At 63.1% G+C, this 21,808-nt stretch carries 18 protein-coding genes and 2 tRNA genes; 13 read left to right on the forward strand and 7 right to left on the reverse strand.

The genetic code is table 11. The features are described from left to right. Positions 1 to 45: 45 nt before the first annotated feature. Positions 46 to 990 carry a Bug family tripartite tricarboxylate transporter substrate binding protein gene (locus ACSQ84_RS10355; RefSeq protein ID WP_436211571.1) on the forward strand — a complete coding sequence of 315 codons (945 nt, stop codon included), beginning with the start codon at positions 46 to 48 and terminating at the stop codon, positions 988 to 990. Positions 991 to 1,006: 16 nt separating this feature from the next. On the opposite strand, the gene ACSQ84_RS10360 is transcribed toward ACSQ84_RS10355, so the two are convergent. Together ACSQ84_RS10360 and ACSQ84_RS10365 are read right to left on the reverse strand one after the other, a co-directional pair. Next, complete coding sequence (locus tag ACSQ84_RS10360) at positions 1,007 to 2,641, reverse strand: tetratricopeptide repeat protein (protein ID WP_436211572.1); 1,635 nt, start codon at positions 2,639 to 2,641, stop codon at positions 1,007 to 1,009. Between the two features lie 168 nt (positions 2,642 to 2,809). Further along, entirely contained in the window at positions 2,810 to 3,634 is an 825-nt protein-coding gene (locus tag ACSQ84_RS10365) for a DUF72 domain-containing protein (protein WP_436211573.1), read from the reverse strand. Between the two features lie 284 nt (positions 3,635 to 3,918). On the opposite strand from ACSQ84_RS10365, the gene ACSQ84_RS10370 reads away from it, so the two are divergent. The 10 genes from ACSQ84_RS10370 (at position 3,919) to ACSQ84_RS10415 (ending at position 13,834) form a co-directional block, all read left to right on the forward strand. Further along, positions 3,919 to 4,113: a hypothetical protein gene (locus ACSQ84_RS10370; protein ID WP_436211574.1), complete on the forward strand. Its 195-nt coding sequence runs from the start codon at positions 3,919 to 3,921 to the stop codon at positions 4,111 to 4,113. 316 nt (positions 4,114 to 4,429) lie between these two features. Further along, positions 4,430 to 5,563: a glycosyltransferase family 2 protein gene (locus ACSQ84_RS10375; RefSeq protein ID WP_436211575.1), complete on the forward strand. Its 1,134-nt coding sequence runs from the start codon at positions 4,430 to 4,432 to the stop codon at positions 5,561 to 5,563. A gap of 7 nt (positions 5,564 to 5,570) precedes the next feature. Further along, a complete protein-coding gene (locus ACSQ84_RS10380) occupies positions 5,571 to 7,109 on the forward strand; it encodes a glycosyltransferase family 39 protein (RefSeq protein WP_436211576.1) in 1,539 nt (512 codons plus the stop codon). A gap of 81 nt (positions 7,110 to 7,190) precedes the next feature. After that, positions 7,191 to 7,886: a DUF899 family protein gene (locus ACSQ84_RS10385; RefSeq protein ID WP_436211577.1), complete on the forward strand. Its 696-nt coding sequence runs from the start codon at positions 7,191 to 7,193 to the stop codon at positions 7,884 to 7,886. A gap of 159 nt (positions 7,887 to 8,045) precedes the next feature. After that, positions 8,046 to 9,347: an RtcB family protein gene (locus ACSQ84_RS10390; protein WP_436212260.1), complete on the forward strand. Its 1,302-nt coding sequence runs from the start codon at positions 8,046 to 8,048 to the stop codon at positions 9,345 to 9,347. A 245-nt stretch (positions 9,348 to 9,592) separates the two neighbouring features. Continuing rightward, positions 9,593 to 10,744 (forward strand): tlde1 domain-containing protein, encoded by a 1,152-nt coding sequence (locus tag ACSQ84_RS10395; protein WP_436211578.1) that lies wholly within the window; start codon positions 9,593 to 9,595, stop codon positions 10,742 to 10,744. An 895-nt stretch (positions 10,745 to 11,639) separates the two neighbouring features. After that, positions 11,640 to 11,708: transfer RNA gene (locus ACSQ84_RS10400), tRNA-Ser, on the forward strand. Positions 11,709 to 11,716: 8 nt separating this feature from the next. After that, positions 11,717 to 11,780, forward strand: a tRNA-Ser gene (locus ACSQ84_RS10405). A 333-nt stretch (positions 11,781 to 12,113) separates the two neighbouring features. Further along, positions 12,114 to 13,265 (forward strand): slipin family protein, encoded by a 1,152-nt coding sequence (locus tag ACSQ84_RS10410; RefSeq protein WP_436211579.1) that lies wholly within the window; start codon positions 12,114 to 12,116, stop codon positions 13,263 to 13,265. Positions 13,266 to 13,546: 281 nt separating this feature from the next. After that, the gene (locus ACSQ84_RS10415; protein ID WP_436211580.1) at positions 13,547 to 13,834 is read left to right on the forward strand and encodes a GIY-YIG nuclease family protein; all 288 of its coding nucleotides are present in this window, start codon (positions 13,547 to 13,549) and stop codon (positions 13,832 to 13,834) included. Between the two features lie 201 nt (positions 13,835 to 14,035). Here the strand turns inward: ACSQ84_RS10415 and groL are convergent, their stop codons facing one another. Together groL and ACSQ84_RS10425 are read right to left on the reverse strand one after the other, a co-directional pair. Then, positions 14,036 to 15,682 carry a chaperonin GroEL gene (gene groL / locus ACSQ84_RS10420; RefSeq protein ID WP_436211581.1) on the reverse strand — a complete coding sequence of 549 codons (1,647 nt, stop codon included), beginning with the start codon at positions 15,680 to 15,682 and terminating at the stop codon, positions 14,036 to 14,038. Between the two features lie 91 nt (positions 15,683 to 15,773). Further along, the gene (locus ACSQ84_RS10425; RefSeq protein ID WP_436211582.1) at positions 15,774 to 16,091 is read right to left on the reverse strand and encodes a co-chaperone GroES; all 318 of its coding nucleotides are present in this window, start codon (positions 16,089 to 16,091) and stop codon (positions 15,774 to 15,776) included. Between the two features lie 376 nt (positions 16,092 to 16,467). Here ACSQ84_RS10425 and ACSQ84_RS10430 point away from each other — a divergent pair, with 376 nt between their 5' ends. Then, positions 16,468 to 16,755 carry an usg protein gene (locus tag ACSQ84_RS10430; RefSeq protein WP_211996272.1) on the forward strand — a complete coding sequence of 96 codons (288 nt, stop codon included), beginning with the start codon at positions 16,468 to 16,470 and terminating at the stop codon, positions 16,753 to 16,755. Positions 16,756 to 16,938: 183 nt separating this feature from the next. Further along, on the forward strand, positions 16,939 to 17,505 hold the full coding sequence (locus ACSQ84_RS10435) for a cupin domain-containing protein (RefSeq protein WP_436211583.1): 567 nt from the start codon (positions 16,939 to 16,941) through the stop codon (positions 17,503 to 17,505). A gap of 88 nt (positions 17,506 to 17,593) precedes the next feature. Here the strand turns inward: ACSQ84_RS10435 and ACSQ84_RS10440 are convergent, their stop codons facing one another. The 3 genes from ACSQ84_RS10440 to ACSQ84_RS10450 form a co-directional block, all read right to left on the reverse strand. Further along, complete coding sequence (locus ACSQ84_RS10440) at positions 17,594 to 18,880, reverse strand: MFS transporter (RefSeq protein ID WP_436211584.1); 1,287 nt, start codon at positions 18,878 to 18,880, stop codon at positions 17,594 to 17,596. Positions 18,881 to 18,931: 51 nt separating this feature from the next. Continuing rightward, positions 18,932 to 19,405, reverse strand: a complete 474-nt coding sequence (locus tag ACSQ84_RS10445; protein WP_436212261.1) for a PRC-barrel domain-containing protein — start codon at positions 19,403 to 19,405, stop codon at positions 18,932 to 18,934. A 125-nt stretch (positions 19,406 to 19,530) separates the two neighbouring features. Beyond that, positions 19,531 to 21,732, reverse strand: coding sequence for an amylo-alpha-1,6-glucosidase (locus tag ACSQ84_RS10450; protein ID WP_436211585.1), 2,202 nt, complete (start codon positions 21,730 to 21,732; stop codon positions 19,531 to 19,533). Between the last annotated feature and the right edge of the window lie 76 nt (positions 21,733 to 21,808).

The raw sequence follows: 21,808 nt of genomic DNA on the forward strand, positions 1-21,808 counted from the left end.
TTTCGGGGGATTACGATGCAAGGATTTTGCCGCTCGCTGGCTTGGATGGCCGCATTCGCGCTGCTCGCCTGCGGCGGCGCAGCGAGGGCGCAGAGCAGCTATCCCGACCGTGCCGTGAAAATCATCGTCCCGATCGGTCCCGGCGGCAGCTACGATTTGGTCGGGCGGCAGATTGCCGACGTGCTTTCGAAGCGGATGGGGCAGACCTTCGTGGTCGAGAACAAGCCCGGCGCCGGCACCGTCGTGGGGACACAGGCCGCGAGCCAGAGCGAGCCGGACGGCTATACGCTGGTGGTCGGCGGGCTCTCCAACATGGCGTTCAATTCGGCGCTGTATTCCAGGCTTGGCTACGACCCCCTGAAGGACTTTGTGCCGGTCGCGCTAGTCTACAAGTTCGGCTATGTGATGGTCGGCCGCAAGGATCTGCCGCAGGCCAAGCTGGCTGATATTGTCGCGGCGGCGAAGGCGAACCCGGGCTCGATCTCGGTAGCAACCGCCGGCGTCGGCACCGGTCAGCAACTGGTGGCGGCAGCCTTCAAGAAGGCCGCGGGCATCAAGCTGCTGGAAGTGCCCTACAAGGGCTCGCCGCCGGCGTTCACCGATCTGCTCGCGGGCCGCATCGATCTGTTCTTCGACTCGATGGCAGCCGGCTTGCCCTATGTGCAGTCGGGGCAGGCGCGGGGCATTGCCGTGCTGTCGTCCAAACGCAGTCCGCTGGCGCCCGATGTGCCGACGATGTCGGAGGCTGGCGTGCCCGGGCTCGATGTCGATTCCTGGCTCGGAATTTTTGCACCCGCGAAAACGCCGCCGGAGGCGCTGGCAAAGCTGCGCCGCGAAATCCGCGCGGCGCTGCCCGACCTCAAGGAGCGCTTCGAGAAGAGCGGCGGCGAAGTCTGGGATTTTCCAGACGACAAGCTCAATGCCTTTGTCGCATCCGAATACGAGACGTGGACCAAACTGATCCGCGAGGCCGGCATCAAGCTGGACTGAAGCGCGAGACGGGGAATCAGCGGGCCGGCTGGCCGGCGAGGTACACCTCGCTGCTGATCTGATCGTAATAGGCCGGAAACTGGTTCTGCCCGACCTTCTGCGCGAGCTCGACGACCGTGCGTCGCGTTTCGGTGGCGACCGCCTTGAGATCGAGGCCCGGTGTCTTGAGCTTCTCTATGAAGACGCGCGTGAAAACGGAATTCGGGCTGCGGTCATCGGGTCCGAGGCGATCGAGCGCTCCCTGTCCAAAACCCGCGGAGTAGATCGAGAACACGCCCTGCGCAGGCTGACCCAGCGCCAGTCCCCGCGAGCCGCCGATCGCTCGCGTGTCCGAACCCCGCAACGGGTTGTCCCGGCAGGCGTCGAGAACCACGATTGTGACCCGCGCACCGGAACCGATGATGCGCTCGATCACCTGGGTCTCCGCAATCGCCTGATCCGCGAGCCGGGCCTCTTCGGCGCGGCCGGTGGCGTGCGGGTTCGGAATATCCGACGGCAACAGATAGTTCGCGCCGCTCAACGAGACGCCGTGTCCTGCATAGTAAAAGAATGCAATATCGTCCTTCCCCAGCCGGGCAGCGAGTTCGAACAGCTTGTCGACAAGCGACCTGCGGTCGAGATTTTCACCATAGAGGACTTCGAAGCGCAGCCCTTCGAGCGTTGTCTTGACGGCGCGGGCGTCGTTGATGGCGTTGACAAGTTGCCGATCCGCCGCAAGGTTCGCATAGCGGTTGTTACCGATGACGAGGGCCACCCGACGACCGACATCGTTGGTCGTCTTAGCGGCAGCGAGCGGCGGGGAAACCAGCGGAAGCGCGGCGACTTGCGTAGCCGGTCGTGCGACGGGAGTAGGCCCCGGCGGCGGGAGCGTCGCGGACGCCGAGGGAGGGCCCACCGGGTTTGCAGCCGAGCCAGCCGTCGACTTTTTCTCGATGCGCAGGATTGCATCCACAGCTTGCTTGGATTGCGGATCCATTGCAAGCGCCGTACGAAAGTCGCCAAGCGCCTTGGCAAAATCTTCTTTGGCTTCGTAGACGACCCCTCGATTGTAGTAAGTGCTCGTGATCTTCGAGCCAAGGCGAATCATCTCGTTGAAGTCCGCAAGCGCCCGGTCCTGGTCGCCGTTCTTGAAATAGGCTGTACCACGCCCACCATAGAAGTCCGGCTTCTTCGGATACAGGCGGATGGCCTCCCCGTAATCCGCAATGGCCCGAGCATAGTCGGACTTGTCATAATAGGCGCGGCCGCGGTTTTGAAGCGAGTCTTCGTATTTCGGATTCAGCCGCAATGCCTCGCTGTAATCGGCGATCGCGAGGTCGTATTCGCCTTTAGCCTTGTAAGCAAGGCCACGGTTGTTGAAGAGAACGTGCTGCTTCCCGGTGATCTGGAGCGCCCGCGTAAAGTCCGGAATCGCGCGAGCGTATTGGCCGAGGTTCGTAAGGGCCAAGCCGCGGCAGTTGTAAAGGCGCGCGAGTTCGGTAGCCCGGAATTTCCCCGACTCGATCGCGCCTGTGCAGGCGTCAACCGCCTTGGCGTCGTTTGCACCGGAATTGACGGCAAGGCACGTCGCGCGGTCATCGGCCGCGGCTGACGCGGCGTCGATGCCAACCAGCATGATCAGGCCAAGAACGATCGGCAACAAGCGATGCATGTTCCCTCTGCGGCAATCTGAAACCTGCCTGCGCACACGTCTGCGACCAGGTGCGCGTTCACCAGCGGCTTCAGCCGAGTGTTATGGTACGTCGAGCACGACCGTGACGGGCGTCCGTTCACGGCGGGTGAAGACGCCGCTTTTTTGGCTGGGGCGGTTGATATCGGGTTAATTTACCCGCTCGATCAATTCCATCGCGCCGGCGGGCGCGCGCACCTTGCCCTCGTGGATCACGTAGGCGAACACGTCGCGCGGCGCCTTCTTGGGTTTTGCCGCATCGACGCGCGGCAGATCATCTGGCTCGTCGCCCGAAGCCCAGGCCTGAAAGCGCTTCGCCCAGGCATCGAGCTGTTTTGGTGGGTAACAGGTTTTGAGTTCGTCGTTACCCTTCTGCAGCCGCGCATAGACGAAATCGCTCGCGATATCGGCGATCGCTGGATACTTGCCGTGTTCGGCGAACACGACCGGCGTTTCGAATTTTCGCAGCAGCGCGATGAAGTCGGGCACGCAGAAACTGTCATGGCGTACCTCGACCACGTGACGCAGCGCGCGGCCTTCGAGTTTGCGCGGCAAGAGTTCGAGGAACTTGCCGAAATCGGCCTCGTCGAATTTCTTGGTCGGCGCGAACTGCCAGAGCACCGGACCCAGCCGGTCGCCGAGTTCGAGCACGCCGGAATCATAGAACCGCTTCACGGAATCGCCGGCTTCCGCCAGCACGCGCCTGTTGGTGGCGAAGCGCGGACCCTTCAACGAGAACACGAAACCGTCAGGCACTTCCCGCGCCCATTTGCGAAAACTCTCCGGCTTCTGCGAGCCGTAATAGGTTCCGTTGATCTCGATCGAAGTCAGCTTCGACGCGGCATAGGACAACTCCTTCGCCTGCGTCAGCTTCTCCGGGTAAAACACACCGCGCCAAGGCTCGAAGGTCCAGCCACCGACGCCGATAAAGATGTTGCCGCTGTTTCTGGCGGACGATTTTGCAGATTTGCTCACCGTGGGGGCTCGTTACGAAGGAGGGATGATTGCCGGGCGATCTTAATCCAGATCGGGACCAATTGGCCAGAATGCCGCAGGGTGCAGTCAATTCACGGAGGTACGGGATAAGGGGCAGGGCGCGGCGGCGCGAAATGTGAATGCGACCGCTTCAGCGTACGATGAGCGCGGCGTTCGCGAAGCGCAAAGCTGCCTCGAAGCAGCCCCTGCAGCTTTCGCCGACCTATTCCACCATTCCCGCGTTCCGTGATATTGATTCCCGATCAGACAGGGGATTGTCGGGTATGAATTCTGAGTTGATAGCCGGTATCCTGGGTGCCATCGTCGCCTCGATCGTGCTGGTGGTTGCGATCGCCTATGGGCCGATCGGGCAATTTGGCAAGCCGGCGCCCAAGCCGGCCGCGGTCCAGCAGCCGTCCCAGATGGCGCCCGCGACGCCCGCGCCGCGGGGGCCGGTGATCCGGGAAGTGCCCAATTAACTGACGCGGGGCAGGGGTTCGGCCGCCCCTTGCGCAACGTTCCGGGCATACCCATATCGCTCCTAACGGCGACGTTGACGCTTAACAGGCTCCGGCGCTGGGACGACCATGAATGGTTAGGCTGCGCCGGATGTACGCGCGCCCCTCTGTTCGTGGTCGTTGGCATTTTGGGGCCTGTTTTGGCCCGTTTTCCCTCATCCGGTAATGTTCCGCAGCGTTGGTAGGGCTGGCAGCGCCTTTGGTAGTGCTGGCGGCGCCCTCTGGACTGCTGGCGGCGCCTTGGCATCCCTGACGCCTGCGGATATACGCTGGCCCCATGAATCAAGCCATCAAACCGGGCCCCGAAAACCCGCCGCAGGCCACCGGTTTGCCTCAGCTTTCGGTCGTCGTCCCCACCTTCAACGAGCGCGACAACGTCACCGTCCTGTACCGGCGGCTGGACGCGACCCTCAAGGACATCGCCTGGGAGGTCGTGTTCGTCGACGACAATTCGCCTGACGGGACCTGGGAAGTGGTGCGCGGCCTGGCGCAGAAGGATTCGCGGGTCCGCTGCATCCGCCGGATCGGGCGGCGCGGGCTGTCGGGGGCCTGCATCGAGGGCATTCTCGCCGCCAGCGGTCCTTATGCGGCGGTGATCGACGCCGATCTGCAGCATGATGAGACCCAGCTTCCCAAGATGGTCGGGCTGCTGCAGCGCGGCGAAGCCGAACTCGTGGTCGGCAGCCGCTATATCGAAGGCGGCAGCGCCGACAGTTTCAACAAGGGCCGCGCCGGTGTCAGCGCGGTCGCGACCGAAGTCGCAAAACGCGTGCTCAAGGTCGAGATCGCCGATCCCATGAGCGGCTTCTTCATGATCCGCCGCGATCGCTTCGAGCAATTGGCGCCGCAGCTTTCGACCCAGGGCTTCAAGATCCTGCTCGACATCGTCGCGACCGCGCAAGGCAAGCTGCGCACGGTCGAGGTACCCTTCACCTTCGGCTCGCGCCAGCACGGCGAGAGCAAGCTCGATTCCATGGTGGCGCTGGATTTTCTGGGTCTGGTGCTGGCCAAGCTCACTCACGACGTGGTCTCGCTGCGCTTCCTGATGTTTGCGATGGTCGGCTCGATCGGCCTCATCGTGCACCTCGTGGCGCTGTTCATCGCGCTAAGATTCTTCGACGCCCGGTTTCCGGAGGCGCAGGCCATTGGCGCGCTGGTCGCGATGACCAGCAACTTCATCCTGAACAATTTTCTCACCTATCGCGACCAGCGGCTGAAGGGCTTTGCCATCCTGCGCGGCCTCTTGCTGTTTTACCTCGTCTGCAGCGTCGGCCTGTTCGCCAATGTCGGTGTCGCGTTCTCGGTCTACGACCAGGAACCGATCTGGTGGCTGGCGGGAGCGGCGGGCGCGCTGATGGGCGTGGTCTGGAACTACGCGATGTCCGGGCTGTTCGTCTGGCGCAAGCGATGAATCGAAAATGAATCCGAGCGAGGCGCGGCTTGTCCTCAACACGGTTCTGACGATTCTCGCGCTGGTCGCGGTCCGGCTGGTAGCCGCCGCCTACACGCCGATCACCTTCGACGAAGCCTATTACTGGATGTGGTCGAAGAGTCTCGCTGGCGGCTATTACGACCATCCGCCGATGGTGGCCATCGTGATCCGCCTCGGCACCATGATCGCCGGCGACACCGAACTCGGCGTGCGGCTGGTCTCGATCCTGTTGGCGTTGCCGATGAGCTGGGCGGTGTACCAGACCGCGGCCGTGCTGTTCGGCGGCAGGCGGGTGGCGACGACGTCGGCGATCCTGCTCAACGTCACGCTGATGGCCGCGGTCGGCACCATGATCGTGACGCCGGATGCGCCGCTCTTGGTGGCGTCGAGCTTCGTGCTGTTTTCGCTGGCCAAGGTGCTCGAGACCGGACGCGGCGCGTGGTGGCTGGCGGTCGGTCTCGCCACGGGGGCGGCGCTGCTGTCGAAATACACCGCGCTGTTTTTCGGTCCCGCGATCCTGATCTGGCTGGTAGTGATTCCGACGCTGCGGCGCTGGCTGATCTCGCCATGGCTTTATCTCGGCGGTCTCGTCGCGCTGGCGATGTTTTCGCCGGTCATCCTGTGGAACGCCGATCACCACTGGGTATCGTTTATCAAGCAGATGGGCCGCGCGCGGATCGAGGATTTCAGGCCGGCCTTCATTGCCGAACTGATCCCGACGCAGATCGCGTTCGCGACCCCGCTGGTATGGATCCTCGGCGCCATGGGTCTCTATGCCTTGTTTCAGCGCCGCGCCGGTGCGCTGCCGGCGCGCGTGCTGGTCAGCACGATGTTCTGGACCATTGTTGCCTATTTCGTCTGGCACTCGCTGCACGCCCGCGTTGAGGCGAACTGGTTTGCGCCGGTCTATCCGGCCTTTGCGGTCGCCGCGGCGTATGCGGCCCATCTGGTGCAATGGGAAAAGCGTGAGCAGCGCACCGTCAATTTCTGCCTGCGCTGGGCGGCGCCAACAGGCATTGTGATGTTTGCAATCCTGATCGTGCAAGCCAACACCGGCATGCTCTCGGGTTATCGCCGCGACGCCACGGTGCGCAGCGTCGGCGTCGGCTGGCGCGAGATCGCAGGCGAGATCGAGGCGGCGAGGGCGCGCGTCGGTGCGACCTGCGTGCTTGCGCCGGATTACGGCACCACCGGATGGCTCGCCTTTTACCTGCCGAAAGACACATGCGTCGCACAGCAGAACCAGCGCATTCGCTGGGTCAACCTGCCCCAGCCGACGGTGGCACAGCTCGGCGGCAAGCAGCTCTATGTGCGCGAGGTCTTGCCCGGCGATCATCCGCTGAAGGAGGACTTTGCGCGCGTCGAGAGAATCGCGGAGGTCACGCGCAAGCGCGGCCCGCTTGTGATCGAGACCTATGCGCTCGATGTGCTGGAGGGGCCGAAGCGGGATGTGCTCGATCGCTCCCCACCGCCGGAACTGGCGTTGGAAAGCAGCGTTCTGCCTGCGTGGCTGCGCCGAAAATAGTCCGGTGGTCGTGTCGGATCGGCCGCACAGAAATCGTCTTGTAGGGAACCCAGCACGCCATCCAACTGCGAGGTCATGCCCATGTCCGGTTCCAACCTGAAACCCGCTGCTGAACTTGCCCGCGCCAATACCGCGCGCATTCCCAACGAGAGCGCCGAGTATCGCCGCGCCCGCGAGCAATTGCTGGCGGAAGAGATCGAGCTGCGCCGCCACATCGAGCGCGTCGCCGAACTGCGCCGCGCGTTGCCGCCCGGTGCTGAGGTGACGAAGGCCTATTCGTTCGTGGGCGAGGGCGGCCCTGCGACGTTGTCCAGCCTCTTCGGCAACAAGCAGACGCTCGTGATCTACAGCTACATGTTCGGCCCGCAGCGCGAACAACCGTGCCCGATGTGCACGTCGTTCATGGGCACGTGGGCAGCCAAGCTGCAGGATGTCGAGCAGCGTATCGCGTTCGTATTCGTCGCGCGCTCGCCGATCGCGCGACTGATCGAGGCGAAGAAGGCGCGCGGCTGGACACAGCACAGGATCTATTCCGATCCGTCGGGCGAGTACACCCGCGATTACGTCAGTGCTGCGGATGCCGACATGCCCGGCTATAACGTGTTTACGCGCCGCGACGGCAGCATCCGTCATTTCTTGTCCGGCGAAATGGGGCCTGGTACCGCCGACCCTGGTCAGGATCCGCGCGGTGCGCCCGATCTCGATCCGCTGTGGACCCTTCTGGACACCACGCCCGAAGGCCGCGGCAAGGACTGGTATCCGCGCTTGAGCTATTGAACGCCGCTTTGCGAGCCGAAACGAACGCCATACTGACGGCAGGCGGCGTCCGATCAAAGTCTCGCTGCCAATGAACCCAAGCGGGTTCTGGTGCGACGACCTATGCTCGGTGTCAGACATGGCCGGCGACGTCCGGTATTCGTGGAAGAGGAAGATGCGATGCGGCTCGATCCCTATCAGGAGCGTGCAAGAGCCCTGGCAGTCGAAGCCGGGCTCGACCCCGATGCGAAGATCGATCGTCCCGGTCAGCGGCCGATCCCGGTCTGGTGCACGTTCCGCGACGCTGCGCGCAAGGAACAGTTCACGGTGCAGGCTGCGCAATACCAGCACAGCCCGCTCAAGATCTTCGGCCGGCACGAGGACGCCACGATCGCGCAGATGCGCAATTGCATGGCGGTCGGCAATGCCGTGGCCGGCGTGATCTGCGCGGATGGGCATCTGGGATACGCGCAGCCGGTCGGCGGCGTGATCGCCTATGAGAAGCAGATCAGCATCTCCGGCGTCGGGTTCGACATCGGCTGCGGCAACATGGCGGTGCGTCTCGACACGCCGTTCAGCCGGATCGAAGGCAATGTCGGCACGATCATCAAGGACGTACACAAGACCATTTCCTTTGGCGTCGGGCGAACCAACGAGGAGCGCGTCGAGCACGAACTGTTCGATGACAGCGATGCCTGGCGGGAGTCCGACATGGGCGCTTATCGGCAGAAGGCCGTCGCGCAACTCGGCACCGTCGGATCGGGCAACCACTATGTCGATCTGATGCGCGATGAAGCCGGCTTTGTCTGGATCGGCGTTCACTTCGGCAGCCGTGGCCTCGGCCATACCAGCGCGACCCGCTACCTCAAGGCCGCGGGCGGCAAGGACGGCATGAACGTGCCGCCGGCTGTGATCGACGAGGACAGCGAGATCGGGCGACGCTACATCGCGGCCATGCAACTGGCCGGGCGCTATTCCTATGCCGGCCGCGAGTGGGTGATCGAACGCGTGCGCAAGATCATCGGCGGCAACGTCACCGACATGGTTCACAACCACCACAATTACGCCTGGCGCGAAAATCACGCGGGCAAGGATTTGTGGGTGGTGCGCAAGGGCGCGACGCCGGCGTTCCCGGGACAGCGCGGCTTCATCGGCGGCTCGATGGGAGATGACGCCGTCATCGTCGAGGGCGTCGACAGCCCGGAGGCGAAGGCGTCGCTCTACTCGACGGTTCACGGCGCAGGCCGGTTGTTCGGTCGCAGGGAGGCCAAGCGGAGGTTTACCCGCATCGAGATGGACGCGTGGCTGCAGTCGCGTGGCGTGACGTTGATCGGCGCCGATCTCGATGAAAGCCCGATGGCCTATCGACGGCTGCCCGAGGTCCTTGCCGAGCATGCCGGCTCGATCAAGGTCCAGCACACGCTGCGTCCGTTCGCGGTCGTCATGGCGGGCGAAAACGAATTCGATCCGTTCAAGGATTGAATGCCAAAATGGGACATCCGGCCATTGGCTGGATGTCCCATTAGCAGGGAACCCCCGCGTGTTTACGGGGTGATTTGCGCATAATTTCCAATGATTTGCGCATGCCTTAGATCTGCCCGCGTTTAATCTGCATTTAACTAAAACTCGCCTTAATGACGCTCCCGTGTCCTTGCGAGATGTTGCCCGGGATTTTTTCGGGCGCGGCATCAAGCGGGGCTAGTAGAGTTGGTCTGGACGCAAGGCGAATGAGTACGAGTACCGGTGCGTTTGGCCGTGCGGCCCATAACCGCAAGAAATCTTCCCGGAAGGTCATTCCTCAGCATTTTCTTGGCGGCGTCGCGATCGCAGCCGTGGTGCTGGGCTGCGCCTGGACCGTTCACAGCAATATTTTGGGCGCCAGCATCTATCCCTCGGTCAATAGCGCGGGGTTCGATGCGCCGGTCGCGAAGCACTCCGCCATTGTCGCGGCGCGTCCGGCGCGGCCCGCCTTCAATGAAGTGTTCGCGACGCTGCCTCAGTCGGCTCCGAAGATTTCCGCGCCCGCGACCGTCGCTCCTTCGATTATGTTTAACGAAAGGTTTGCAGCCGCGGCGCGGCAGGGCGAAGCACCGAGAGCCGTTGAAGCGACACAGATGGCTGAGGCCTCGGCGCCGGTTGAAGCGCTGAAGAAGATCGAAGCGCCCAAACTCGCGGAAGCGCCGAAGCCAAAGGAAGCCGCTCCGCAGCCGCCGACCCAGGTCGCGTTGAACGTTCCGGGTCCGGCGCCAAAGCAGGCTGAAGCCAAACCCGCCGCGAAAGAATCCGGGGCTTCCGTCCGCGATATGGCGCAACGTGCCAAGGCTGCGGTGATGTCGATTGCTTCCAATGAGAAGCAGAGCATGGTCGAAAAGCTTTGGGGCAAGCAGTCCTCGCAGGGATCGCTGTTGTCTTACGCGTCCGCCGACGCCAGCGTCACCGGAAGCATCCCCGACACCCTTTCGAAGAACCCGATGCTGGGCGGATCGCCGCCTTACGACAAGCAGACCGCGGTCTACGACATTGCGGCAAAAACGGTTTATCTGCCGGACGGCACCAGGCTGGAAGCGCATTCGGGCCTCGGCGCCAAGATGGATGACGTGCGCTACGCGCATGTGCGGATGCAGGGCGTGACGCCGCCGCATATTTATGAGCTGAAGCCGCGCGAGGCGCTGTTCCACGGCGTGCCCGCGCTGCGACTGACGCCGATCGGCGGGCAGGACAAGATCTTCAACCGCGACGGCCTCCTGGCGCATACCTACATGCTCGGCGCCCGCGGCGATTCCAACGGCTGCATCTCGTTCAAGGACTACTATGCGTTCCTCGACGCCTACCGCAATCGCGGCATCAGGCGGATCGCGGTGCTCGCGAAGGTTCAGTGACGGTATCACAGCTTGTCGTCCCGGCCTTGAGCCGGGACCCACCGCGTGATCTCTCGATGAAGCCTCGGTAGTAGAGACCTTTCGCAAAACTTCTCCCTGGGGTTATGGGTCCCGGCTCAAGGCCGGGACGACAGGGTGCTTGTTGTTGCACTGAGGTGTCCAAACGCACCTTCGCGGTCTCGCGACGCGTTGCGCCCGAGCTTTGCTAGAAACTTCCCGCCCTCTCCAAACAGAGGGCGCAGGGAAGACCGGGTGCGCGCTGCACCCGCGGTCCCGTGTGCGGGGGGTAGAAAACAAAATGCACACGAGCATACAGGGCAGCGGTGAACACCCGGCCTTCCCTGCGCAATGGCTTTACGGCTTATAACGAGCTCTCCCCGGAGAACGGCTCTTTTGCCTCCGTAGCGCCCTCGAAGCTATTGCCTCCAGGTGCATTGACGCCAGCACCGCGACGTCAGGACCACACGTCTTCGCCGTACGCTATCCGCCACGGTCGTCTCCGTGACTTCAGCGTCCACCGCAACCCGTCCAACGTCCGTGACGACGGCCGACGCCCTTCTGAGTAGGACGGGATGGCCAAGGGTATATCTCAATTTTCCATTCTGTAAAAGCGAAATATTTTTTATTTCAGGGCTTGACATGAGTTCTGAAAACACGAAGTGATTTGCCCGCGGGGCTGATTAATATTCATGGCGCGATGATTGCAATTTTTAATTGTGCTTCGAATGGCTGTGGCGGGGAAGTCACAGCTCCTCCGAAGCCTCAAAATCGCCCTTGCAACCGAAAGATGTTTCGTCTATTAGCCCGGTCCTTCGCTAGGCCATGGGTTCGGGCTCTCTGAGATCCCGACTGGCGCGGGCCGGTTTCCGGTTTTCGTGTTCCGCCGAACGAAGACGCAAGTTGTAGCTCATGGAGAGCGTCGGGGTGATACCCGAAGGCATCGGTTCGATTCCGGTCGCTTGCTCAACAGAAGGATAGCTCAGTGGTAGAGCAGATGACTGCTAATCATCATGACGCGGGTTCGAATCCCGTTCCAACGCTCCGGTTCAGCCTGAAAAACTGAATTCCCATTGAAGGGGACCGGACGCGCGCTTCAGTCGCAGTCCGGCCGCATTGCCGCAAGGCTCTTCGTCCGAACCCAGACACTGTACGAACGGCTCTGCGCCGCGGTGGATACCGCTTGCGCTGACGCCGGGAACACCGTTCGAACGCCCGACATGTGTCGGGCGATTGCGCGCGTGCGCCCGTCGTCATGCAAGCTCAAACCACGGCCCGCCGGACTTTCAGGAAGCGCCGTCCGGTCCTCCGTTCCTTCAAGATGAAACCAGCTTTCCGGCCATGGCCGGAACGCCAATGACGGAGGTGTGCCATGAACTGGCATTTCCTGATGACGCATGTGACGGTGAAGGATGGCGAGCGCGCGTTGCTGACGCGCAGCGGCAGGCTCGAGCGCGTGCTCGAACCCGGCCGGCATCGCCTGTTCGATCCGCGCAACGAACTGACGGCCGAGGTGTTCAAGGTGGTTCGCGCCGAATTTCCGGCGGAGCGTTACCTGGTGCTGAAGGCTGCGCGGCCCGATCTTGCGGCCGAGCTGTTCGAGGCGGTCGAGACCAAGGCGGATGAAGTCGCCATCGTCAACCTCGACGGCCGTCCGATGCAGCTGATGACGCCCTGGCAGGCACGCGTCTACTGGAAGGTCGCAACGTCAATCGATGTCGAACGCATCGACCTGACCGGCGACCCTCGTGTCAGCGCACATCACCTGGCGATGATCGATCGCAACCGTTCGGCGGTCGTCACCGAAGCAGTGGTCGAGAACCACGAAGCCGGTCTGCTCTATGTCGAGGGCCGGCTGACGGAACGGCTCGCGCCGGGCCGCCACGCGTTCTGGACCGTCGGCCGCAAGATCGAGGTCAAGCGCCTCGATCTGCGGCCCCAGGCGGTCGAGATCACCGCGCAGGAAATGCTGACCAGGGACCGCATCGCGCTGCGGGTAACCTTGACGGCGTTCCGCCGGATCGTCGATCCGGAGCGGGTCGTCGCCGCGGTGCCGGACGTGGATGCGTGGCTGTACCGCCTGGTGCAGTTCGCGATCCGCGAGGCGGTTGCCGGCCGCACGCTCGACGAGGTGCTGTCGGCAAAGGCAGCACTCGATGCGGAGCTTCGGGATTATGTCCGCGAACGTATCACGGACAGCGGTGTCGAGGTGACAGAGCTCGGCGTGAAGGACGTGATCCTTCCCGGCGAGATCCGCGAGCTGGTCAACAAGGTGGTGGAGGCGGAGCGGGTGGCGAAGGCCAATCTGATCCGCCGCCAGGAAGAGACCGCGGCGACGCGTTCGCTCCTGAACACCGCCAAGCTGATGGAAGAGAACCCGCTGCTGCTGCGGCTCAAGGAGCTGGAGTCGCTCGAGCGGCTGGTGGAGAAGGTCGGCCGCATCGACCTGCATGCGGGCGACGGGCAGGGTTTTGACGCCCTGCTCAACAAGCTGGTTCGCCTGAAGCCGGCGGAAAGCGCGTAACAGGAAGGGTCGCCCACGGGCGGCCCTTCGCCTGCGGGTCATTCGGCACGATGCCGTATTTCACCTTGAGATCACGAAGGTGCAGATCAGCAGGCCTCAGACCGCGCACCGGAGGAATGAGGCACTACCGCACGTATTGAAAGACAGGGCAGTCATAATCTATCCTCCGTCATTCCGGGACGCGCCGCTTGGCGCGGGCCCGGAATCCATACTCACGATCGTGGTTATGGATTCCGGGCTCGCGCTTCGCGCGCTCCGGAATGACGAGGGAGAAGCCTCCGATGTCATACTACGTCTATCTTCTCGCCAGCAAAAAGCACGGCACGCTCTATCTCGGCGTGACCAACGACATCGTGCGTCGAGTGTACGAGCACAAATCGAAGGTCGCGCCCGGCTTTACCACGCGTTACGATGTCGACAAGTTGGTGTGGTTTGAGATTTACGATGATGCGCCGACAGCCATCGCGCGTGAGAAAGACCTGAAGAAGTGGCGGCGTGACTGGAAAGTTCGTTTGATCGAGGAGCAGAATCCGGGGTGGGTTGATTTGTATCCGGGAATAGCGAGTTGAAGCCCCGGCGTCATTCCGTGGCGCGGAGCGTGCCCGGAAATCCCTAACCACGATCGGGCGTATGGATTCCGGGCCCGCGCCAAGCGGCGCGTCCCGGAATGACGATTGAGAGATTTCTGCCCGTCGAGAATCCCCCCAACAAAAACCCCGGCATCGCTGCCGGGGTTTTGCATTTCTTGACGTTCGCCTGGATGGCTGGACTTAGAAATCCATGCCGCCCATGCCGCCGCCGGGGGGCATGCCGCCCGCGCCGCCGCCGGCGTTCTTCTTCGGCAGTTCGGCGATCATGGCTTCGGTGGTGATCAGCAGAGCCGCAACTGACGCTGCGTTCTGGATCGCCGCACGAACCACCTTGGTCGGGTCGATGATGCCCTTGGAGACCAGGTTGCCGTATTCGCCGGTCTGCGAGTCGAAACCGTAGGCGTACTGATCCTTCTCGAGGATCTTGCCGACGATGACCGAGCCGTCTTCACCGGCGTTGATTGCGATCTGGCGGGCCGGCGCGGACAGCGCCTTGCGCACGATCTCGACGCCGGTCTTCTGGTCGTCGTTCGCCGTCTTGATGCGCTTGAGCTGCTCGGAGGCGCGCAGCAGGGCGACGCCGCCGCCCGGCACGATGCCTTCTTCAACCGCTGCACGGGTCGCATGCATCGCGTCATCCACGCGATCCTTGCGCTCCTTGACTTCAACTTCGGTCGCGCCGCCGACGCGGATCACCGCGACGCCGCCTGCAAGCTTGGCCAGACGCTCCTGCAGCTTCTCACGGTCGTAGTCCGAGGTGGTTTCCTCGATCTGCGCCTTGATCTGCTGAACGCGCGCTTCGATGTCGGCCTTCTTGCCGGCGCCGTTGACGATGGTGGTGTTTTCCTTGTCGATCATCACCTTCTTGGCGCGACCGAGCATCTGCAGCGTGACGTTCTCGAGCTTGATGCCGAGATCTTCCGAGATCGCCTGACCACCGGTCAGAACCGCGATGTCCTGCAGCATGGCCTTGCGGCGATCGCCGAAGCCCGGAGCCTTGACGGCCGCGACCTTGAGGCCACCACGCAGGCGGTTGACGACGAGGGTGGCGAGCGCTTCGCCTTCGACGTCTTCCGCGACGATGACCAGCGGCTTGCCGGTCTGCACCACGGCTTCGAGCAGCGGCAGCAGCTCGTTCAGCGAGGAGAGCTTCTTCTCGTTGATCAGGATGTAGGCGTCGTCCATTTCAACGCGCATCTTGTCGGCGTTGGTGACGAAGTAGGGCGAGATGTAGCCGCGGTCGAACTGCATACCTTCGACGACGTCCAGTTCGGTCTCGAGCGACTTGGCTTCTTCAACCGTGATGACGCCCTCGTTGCCGACCTTCTTCATGGCGTCGGCGAGGAACTTGCCGATTTCGGCGTCGCCGTTGGCGGAGATGGTACCGACCTGGGCGATTTCCTCGTTCGAGGTCACCTTCTTGGAGTTCTTGACGAGGTCGGCGACCACGGCTTCGACAGCCAGATCGATACCGCGCTTCAGATCCATCGGGTTCATGCCGGCGGCAACCGACTTGGCGCCTTCACGGACGATCGCAGCCGCGAGCACGGTTGCGGTGGTGGTGCCGTCGCCAGCCGCATCTGCGGACTTGGAAGCGACTTCGCGCACCATCTGCGCGCCCATGTTCTCGAACTTGTCTTCAAGTTCGATTTCCTTGGCGACGGTGACGCCGTCCTTGGTGATGCGGGGAGCGCCGAACGACTTGTCGAGCACGACGTTGCGGCCCTTGGGGCCGAGGGTGACCTTCACCGCGTTGGCGAGAATGTCGACGCCGCGCAGCATGCGGTCGCGGGCATCAACGCCGAATTTGACTTCTTTAGCTGACATATTTGATTTCCCTGAGTTGAACTTGGTGTCTCACCCTTGTCGGGGAGCGCCGCGCAGGCGCTCCTCAGGGGTGAGCGTGTGCGGGGTTGGCTTAGGCGGCCTTCTTCTTGGTCGCGGGAACGTCGGTGAGGACGCCCATGATGTCGCTTTCCTTCATGATCAGCAGCTCCTGGCCGTCGATCTTGACCTCGGTGCCCGACCACTTGCCGAACAGAACGCGGTCGCCGACCTTGAGGTCGATCGGGATCAGCTTGCCAGCCTCGTCACGGCCACCCGGGCCCACGGCGGTGATTTCGCCCTGGGAGGGCTTTTCCTTGGCACTGTCCGGAATGATGATGCCGCCAGCGGTCTTCTCTTCGGCGTCGATGCGCTTGACCACGACGCGGTCGTGAAGCGGACGGAATTTCATGCAGTCCTCCTAAGTTTTTGCAACTGTTGTCGAATTCTGGAATTTTGGCAGTCCGGGCAGGCGAGTGCCAGCCGGATGGTGCTGATCTAGGCCAGTCTTGTGCGGGGGACAAGGGCTTCTAGCAGAAAAATTGGCACTCAAATATGACGGCTGCCAATTTCATTCATCATGATTAATCAGGGTAAACAACCGCCGCCCCCGTATTAGCACATGCGGTAAGCTGCTGCTAACGCATGAATTTTCAACAGTTCATTAAACATTTAGGCTTGTGATGGGTTGGTATCGTGCGTCACATTTCTCTCATGTGAGCGCATCTCCGCCGGGGTGGCTCGGTGCGGCCACCACGTGAAATGCGCTTCCTATAATGGAGGTTGGCATGGTCTCGCGGGTTGGGGTTGTTTCCGACGATTTCCGGAAGCAGGTGCTGGGTTATGGTCTGACGACGGCGCAAATTCTGTATCGGCTGCCGGATCATCCCTCGCTCCTACAAACCTACGTCTGGCAGAATTACGATCTGTTTCCGAAATTTCCCGCGCTGAAGGACTTTCTGGCCTTCTGGCAGGAGAAGCTCGATGGCCCGCTTTATTCGGTCACCGTGGCGCATTCCAAGCTGATCAAGCCGGCTGAGCTTCGCGCCGTGGACGGCGTGTTCAGGCTGCATTGAGACGCGGGATTTGTAGGGTGGGTTAGGCGAAGCCGTAACCCACCATCTTCGGTCGTTGTGTCGCGGTGGGTTACGCCGGAGCCTGTCATCGGGCCGCGCTTTGCGCGGACCCGTTGGGCTAACCCACCCTACGAAATCGATTTTGTGCTAGCCTCCCGCCATCAAACAAACGGGAGGGTACCAATGGCCAAGCAAAAGGCGACATCAAAAGCCGTAGCCAAAACCGCGGTGAAGAAAAAATGGACCGGCCTTGGCAGCGCAGCCAAATCCTCGGCCCGCAAGACCATCAAGTCAAAAGGCCGTGTGGCCGCGGCCAAGCCCAAGACGACGGCCAAGGCAGCGAAGGCCGCAACCAAGGCGCGGCCGAAGCAGCGCATCGCCATCAGCCATCACCGCGAAGAGGATTTCAAAGCCGACGGTTTGCGCACCTACGCGCAATATCGCGATCTCGGCATTGCGGCGGCGACCCATGGCCTGGCACAGGCGCATGTGATCCGGTTGATCGGCCCCTGCAACCCCCAGGAAGTTTCAAAGCTGCATTACCACGACGTCGAATTCCAGATGGTCTACGTGCTCAAGGGCTGGGTGAAGACCTACATGGAAGGCCAGGGCGAGACCCTGATGAAGCAGGGCAGCGCCTGGACCCAGCCGCCGCGCATCAGGCATCTGATCATGGATTATTCCGACGACGTCGAATTGCTGGAAGTGATTTTGCCGGCGGAATTCAAGACGGTGGAATTGACGGCGTGAAACGCCGTCATTCCGGGGCGCGAAGCGAACCCGGAATCTCGAGATTCCGGGTCTGGTCCTTCGGACCATCCCGGAACGACGGCCTTCCTCACACCCGCTTCGTCTCCGGCATCACAAACGCGATCAGACAAAGCCCGACGCATGCAATGGCGGACAGGCCGAGGAAAGCCACGCTATGTCCGAGGTGGTCGCTGACATAGCCTGCCAGGACATTGCTGCAGGAAGCGCCGATTCCGGTCGCCGTTCCCACCACGCCCTGGGCGAGGTTGAAATGCCCGCTGCCGAAGGCGATATCGGCGACGATCAGCGGGACCAGGACGCCGAACACCGCGGCGGTGATGCCGTCGAATATCTGCACCGCCACCAGCGCGTAGGGATCGGTGACGGTTGCGAACAGCACGCCACGAATGGCGAGCGCACTAAAGCCGATCAGGAGCAGCGGCCGGCGCCCCCATTGCTGCGCCTTGCGGCCCACCGATGGCGAGGTCAGGGCCACGATCGCCTGCGGAATGATGATGCACGCCGCGATCAGCACCGGCGCCCACTGGCTCGAACGCGTCGTCACGATGCCCGCCATCAAGGGCAGCATCGCGGCATTGGCGAGCTGCAGCAGCAAGATGGCGCCGGCAAAGATCAGGAGCGGGCGCTGGCGCAGCAAATGCAGCACGCTGGTGGCTTCGGGGTCCGGCTTGGCGCGGACGATCGCGCCATGGGCCTGTTCCGGATCGATTTCGCGATCCCTGATCCGGGCCAGCGCCAGGATGGTGAAGATCACCAGAACGAAGGTGGCGAGAAAGACCGAGCGGCTGGACAGGAAATAGCCGCAGGCGCCCATCAGCGCGGCGGCAAAGCCGTTGCCGAGCGAGGCATATCTGGCATTGCGCCCGAGCCGTTCGCCGATCGCGGCCGGTCCGACCAGTCCAAGGCTGATCGCCGCGATCGCCGGGCCGAGCACGCAACTGGCCATCGCGTGCAGTGTCGCCGCCGCCGCGATCACCGGAAAGATCGGCCACGCCGCATAGGCCAGTGCTGCGATGCCGATCGCGGCGACCGCGAAACCGGCGACCAGACGTTCTCTCCGTGCAGCATCGATGATGGCGCCGCCTGGCATCTGGCCGAGCAGCCCGACGATGCCGCCGATCGACAGCACCAGACCGATCTCGACCTGGGTCCATTTCTGCGTCGTCAGATAGACCGCGACGAACGGACCAAAGCCGGTCTGAACGTCGGCAAGAAAGAAGATGAACCAGTCGAGGCCGCGCTGGCTTTGCGGCGAGGGGTGAGGTTCGGGCGATGTCGGCGGGGGCGGGGGCGGGGACGTGTCGCGCGCCTGCGCCTCACCGATTGACGGGGCGCGCCGCGCCTCATCGGTCATATCCGGGGGGCGTGAGTGCGAGCGCGCGAACAGTGGAATTCTCCTCCGCCGTCAATGGTCGAATTGCAGGGGTTGCAGGCTGCCGGAGGCACCGAGCACGACAATCTGCGTATCCTCCTTGTATTCGGGCGCGGCCTTGACCTGCTCGAGGTTCAGTTCGAGCGTGATGCTCTCCTTCTTGTTGGTGACCTGTCCGAAATGAAGCGCACTCCAGTCGACGACGATCTTGCGGCTGCCGACGCCGAGAAAGCCGCCGAAATCGATCACCGCGGCGCGCACGGTGCCGGACCGATCGACGATCACGTCGACGATGCGCCCCATGTTCTCGCCGGCCGTGCTGCGGACATCGCGTCCGAGGATCCCGCGGGCGTCCGCGGCCCGGATGACGGTGACGGAAGGCGGGGGCGCCGGCTCCTTCGGAGCATCCGGCGGGGTCTTCGCCGCCGGACCCGGCGCGGCAGGAGCCGGGCCCTTGTCCGGCTCCTGCGCGAGCGCCAGTGTGCCGAGCGATATCGCGCCCCACATCAGAACGGCTGCCGTGATCGTTTGCCCTGTACGCATGCGGTCTCCTGAAAGCTGTTCATGGTGGCGCGACGGCTGACGCGCCGGCCGCAGCCGGTTCGTCGGCATTTCCGTGGATACGACCGCCGTCAGCGCGACAGCACGATCGAGACCTGTATCCGGCCGCGCGTCCGCATCATTTCGAGCGATACATCGTCGCCGTGGCGGCGCAGGCGAAGGTCGACGCTGGAATCGCCGAGCCGCAGGTCGCGCAGCACCACTTCGTTCAGAAATTCCGGCAGACGCGGATTGCGCAGGCGGATTTCCCCGCCCTGCGCATCGAACTCCAGACCGAGGCAGGCTTCCAGCAGCGTGAACGGCGTCGCACTCGCCCACGCCTGCGGGGAGCACGCCACGGGATAAAGCGTCGGTCCGAACCGCCGCTCGCGACGGAAGCCGCAGAACAATTCGGGCAGCCGTCGCAGATCCATGTAGCTCGCGGCGCCGAACAGCCCCGTGAAGAGATGTTCGACGGAATGTTTCAGGCCGTAGCGCGCAAGGCCCAGCGCGATCAGCGCGTTGTCGTGCGGCCAGATCGAGCCGTTGTGGTAGGACATCGGATTGTAGCGGGACTCGCCGAGCGCCACGGTACGAATGCCCCAGCCGCTGAAGAAGCGCGGCCGCATCAGGTCGGCGGCGACCATGCGCGCGCGGTCTTCGCCAAGGATGCCGGTGAATAGCAGCTGGCCGGCATTGGACGTTCGCACCTTGCACGGCCGCTTGGCGCCATCGAGCGCCAGCGCGTAGGTATCCATGTCGGGACACCAGAACGCCTCCTCAAAGCGCAGCGCAAGTTGGGTTGCCTGCTCGTCGAGCCTTCGCGCCTTCTCGATAAAGCCAAGCCGGCGCGCGCAACGCGCCGCCAGCCGTTTGCCCGCGTATACGTAACCCTGAACCTCGCACAGGGCGATGTGGCCTTCGGCCAGTTGGCCGTCGGCATGAAAGACCGCGTCGAAAGAATCCTTCCAGCCCTGATTGGCGAGGCCCTGGTCGGAAGCGCGCTGATACTCGACAAAGCCGTCACGATCAGGGTCGCCGGGGCCGTCGATCCAGCCCAGTGCGGCCTCGATCGCTGGCCACAGTTCGCGCAGCGTGTTCTCGTCGCCGGTGCGCTCGAAATAGAATCCGGCCAGCAGCACGAACAGCGCCGTGGAATCCACGCTGCCGTAATACTGCGCGAACGGCACCTCGCGCAGCGCCGCCATTTCGCCGCCGCGCATTTCATGCAGGATCTTGCCGGGTTCGGCATCGTTCAGGGCATCGACGGCGGTGGCCTGGTAGGCGGCCAGCCGCTTGAGGACGCCGCAGGCCACGCGCGGGTCGATCCACAGCATCTGCAGCGCCGTGATCAGGCCGTCGCGGCCGAACGTGGTCGAATACCAGGGAATGCCGGCATAGGGATAACGGCCATGCGCGGTGTCGGTCATCAGCATGTTGAGATCGGCCATCGACTGGCACAGCACCTCATTGAAGATGCTGTTCGAGGTTTCCACGCTGGTGGCGCCCGCGCTCGAGCGGCGCATTTCGCGGCGATGCGCCAGCAGACCATGCATGAACGGCGCCGGCCGATGCTCCGCGGCCTGGTTGCAGGTGACCGCAACAAATACCGAGGCAATCTGATGCGGATCGAGCGCGAGATGATAGGTGGCGCTGTTCACCGCAAGCAGCGTCGGGCGCGGGTCGAAATGCAGATTGGTGGTCCGCGCCTTGCCGTCGAGGCCGTGGTATTCGAACCTGACATCGGCGGGGCTGAGCAGTTCGCTGGCGCCGGTGCCGCGGCGCGGACGCCTGGCGCCGCGCACCTCGAACAGATCGGCGAAATCATTGTCGAACAGGAATGACAGATCGATGTGTGCGGCCCGGTCGCCGTGGTTCTGCACGGCGATCCGCTGATAGGCGGTGCCGCGCCACAGGAAGATGGTGCGCACGATGTGGATCAGATCCTTTTGCAGGACGATCCGGTCGCCGTCGTAGATGTCGGGATTGGTGAGATCGATCGTCAGCGCGGAATTGTCGTCGCGCAGGTTGGAGCCAAGCAGCAATGGCTGGGTCTGGTTCAGCACCAGTTCGAGGTGCGCCAGATAACGCGTATCGGCATTGAACAGTCCATCGGGACCGCCGGCCGAAGCACCGATGTCGCCATGGCTGTCGAGCACGATAAAAGTATCATCATGCTTGAGGGTGCGGCGCGGCCGTGCGGCCTGGCCGGTCATCGGAATGTAGAACGGCGATTCCGTGATCTGCTGTGCGAGCGGAGAATCCGCCCGCTGGACGTTGGCTTTGGTGGCCATTGCGTACCTCTGTCCTGTATCCTGTAACCCCTGCGGATACCGCCCCGCACGCCGCGACGCCGATTCTGACTGCGCC

The sequence above is a fragment of the Bradyrhizobium sp. LjRoot220 genome (assembly GCF_964252915.1).
Lineage (GTDB): Bacteria > Pseudomonadota > Alphaproteobacteria > Rhizobiales > Xanthobacteraceae > Bradyrhizobium.

Bases quoted from the DNA above. Each gene is read 5' to 3' on its own strand.
- ACSQ84_RS10385 (WP_436211577.1), top strand. From the start codon at position 7,191: ATGTCCGGTTCCAACCTGAAACCCGCTGCTGAACTTGCCCGCGCCAAT.
- ACSQ84_RS10445 (WP_436212261.1), bottom strand. From the start codon at position 19,405: ATGTGGGGCGCGATATCGCTCGGCACACTGGCGCTCGCGCAGGAGCCG.
- ACSQ84_RS10370 (WP_436211574.1), top strand. From the start codon at position 3,919: ATGAATTCTGAGTTGATAGCCGGTATCCTGGGTGCCATCGTCGCCTCG.
- ACSQ84_RS10355 (WP_436211571.1), top strand. From the start codon at position 46: ATGGCCGCATTCGCGCTGCTCGCCTGCGGCGGCGCAGCGAGGGCGCAG.
- groL (WP_436211581.1), bottom strand. From the start codon at position 15,682: ATGTCAGCTAAAGAAGTCAAATTCGGCGTTGATGCCCGCGACCGCATG.
- ACSQ84_RS10440 (WP_436211584.1), bottom strand. From the start codon at position 18,880: ATGACCGATGAGGCGCGGCGCGCCCCGTCAATCGGTGAGGCGCAGGCG.
- ACSQ84_RS10380 (WP_436211576.1), top strand. From the start codon at position 5,571: ATGAATCCGAGCGAGGCGCGGCTTGTCCTCAACACGGTTCTGACGATT.
- ACSQ84_RS10360 (WP_436211572.1), bottom strand. From the start codon at position 2,641: ATGCATCGCTTGTTGCCGATCGTTCTTGGCCTGATCATGCTGGTTGGC.
- ACSQ84_RS10390 (WP_436212260.1), top strand. From the start codon at position 8,046: ATGCGGCTCGATCCCTATCAGGAGCGTGCAAGAGCCCTGGCAGTCGAA.
- ACSQ84_RS10410 (WP_436211579.1), top strand. From the start codon at position 12,114: ATGAACTGGCATTTCCTGATGACGCATGTGACGGTGAAGGATGGCGAG.
- ACSQ84_RS10375 (WP_436211575.1), top strand. From the start codon at position 4,430: ATGAATCAAGCCATCAAACCGGGCCCCGAAAACCCGCCGCAGGCCACC.
- ACSQ84_RS10430 (WP_211996272.1), top strand. From the start codon at position 16,468: ATGGTCTCGCGGGTTGGGGTTGTTTCCGACGATTTCCGGAAGCAGGTG.
- ACSQ84_RS10395 (WP_436211578.1), top strand. From the start codon at position 9,593: ATGAGTACGAGTACCGGTGCGTTTGGCCGTGCGGCCCATAACCGCAAG.
- ACSQ84_RS10450 (WP_436211585.1), bottom strand. From the start codon at position 21,732: ATGGCCACCAAAGCCAACGTCCAGCGGGCGGATTCTCCGCTCGCACAG.
- ACSQ84_RS10425 (WP_436211582.1), bottom strand. From the start codon at position 16,091: ATGAAATTCCGTCCGCTTCACGACCGCGTCGTGGTCAAGCGCATCGAC.
- ACSQ84_RS10435 (WP_436211583.1), top strand. From the start codon at position 16,939: ATGGCCAAGCAAAAGGCGACATCAAAAGCCGTAGCCAAAACCGCGGTG.
- ACSQ84_RS10415 (WP_436211580.1), top strand. From the start codon at position 13,547: ATGTCATACTACGTCTATCTTCTCGCCAGCAAAAAGCACGGCACGCTC.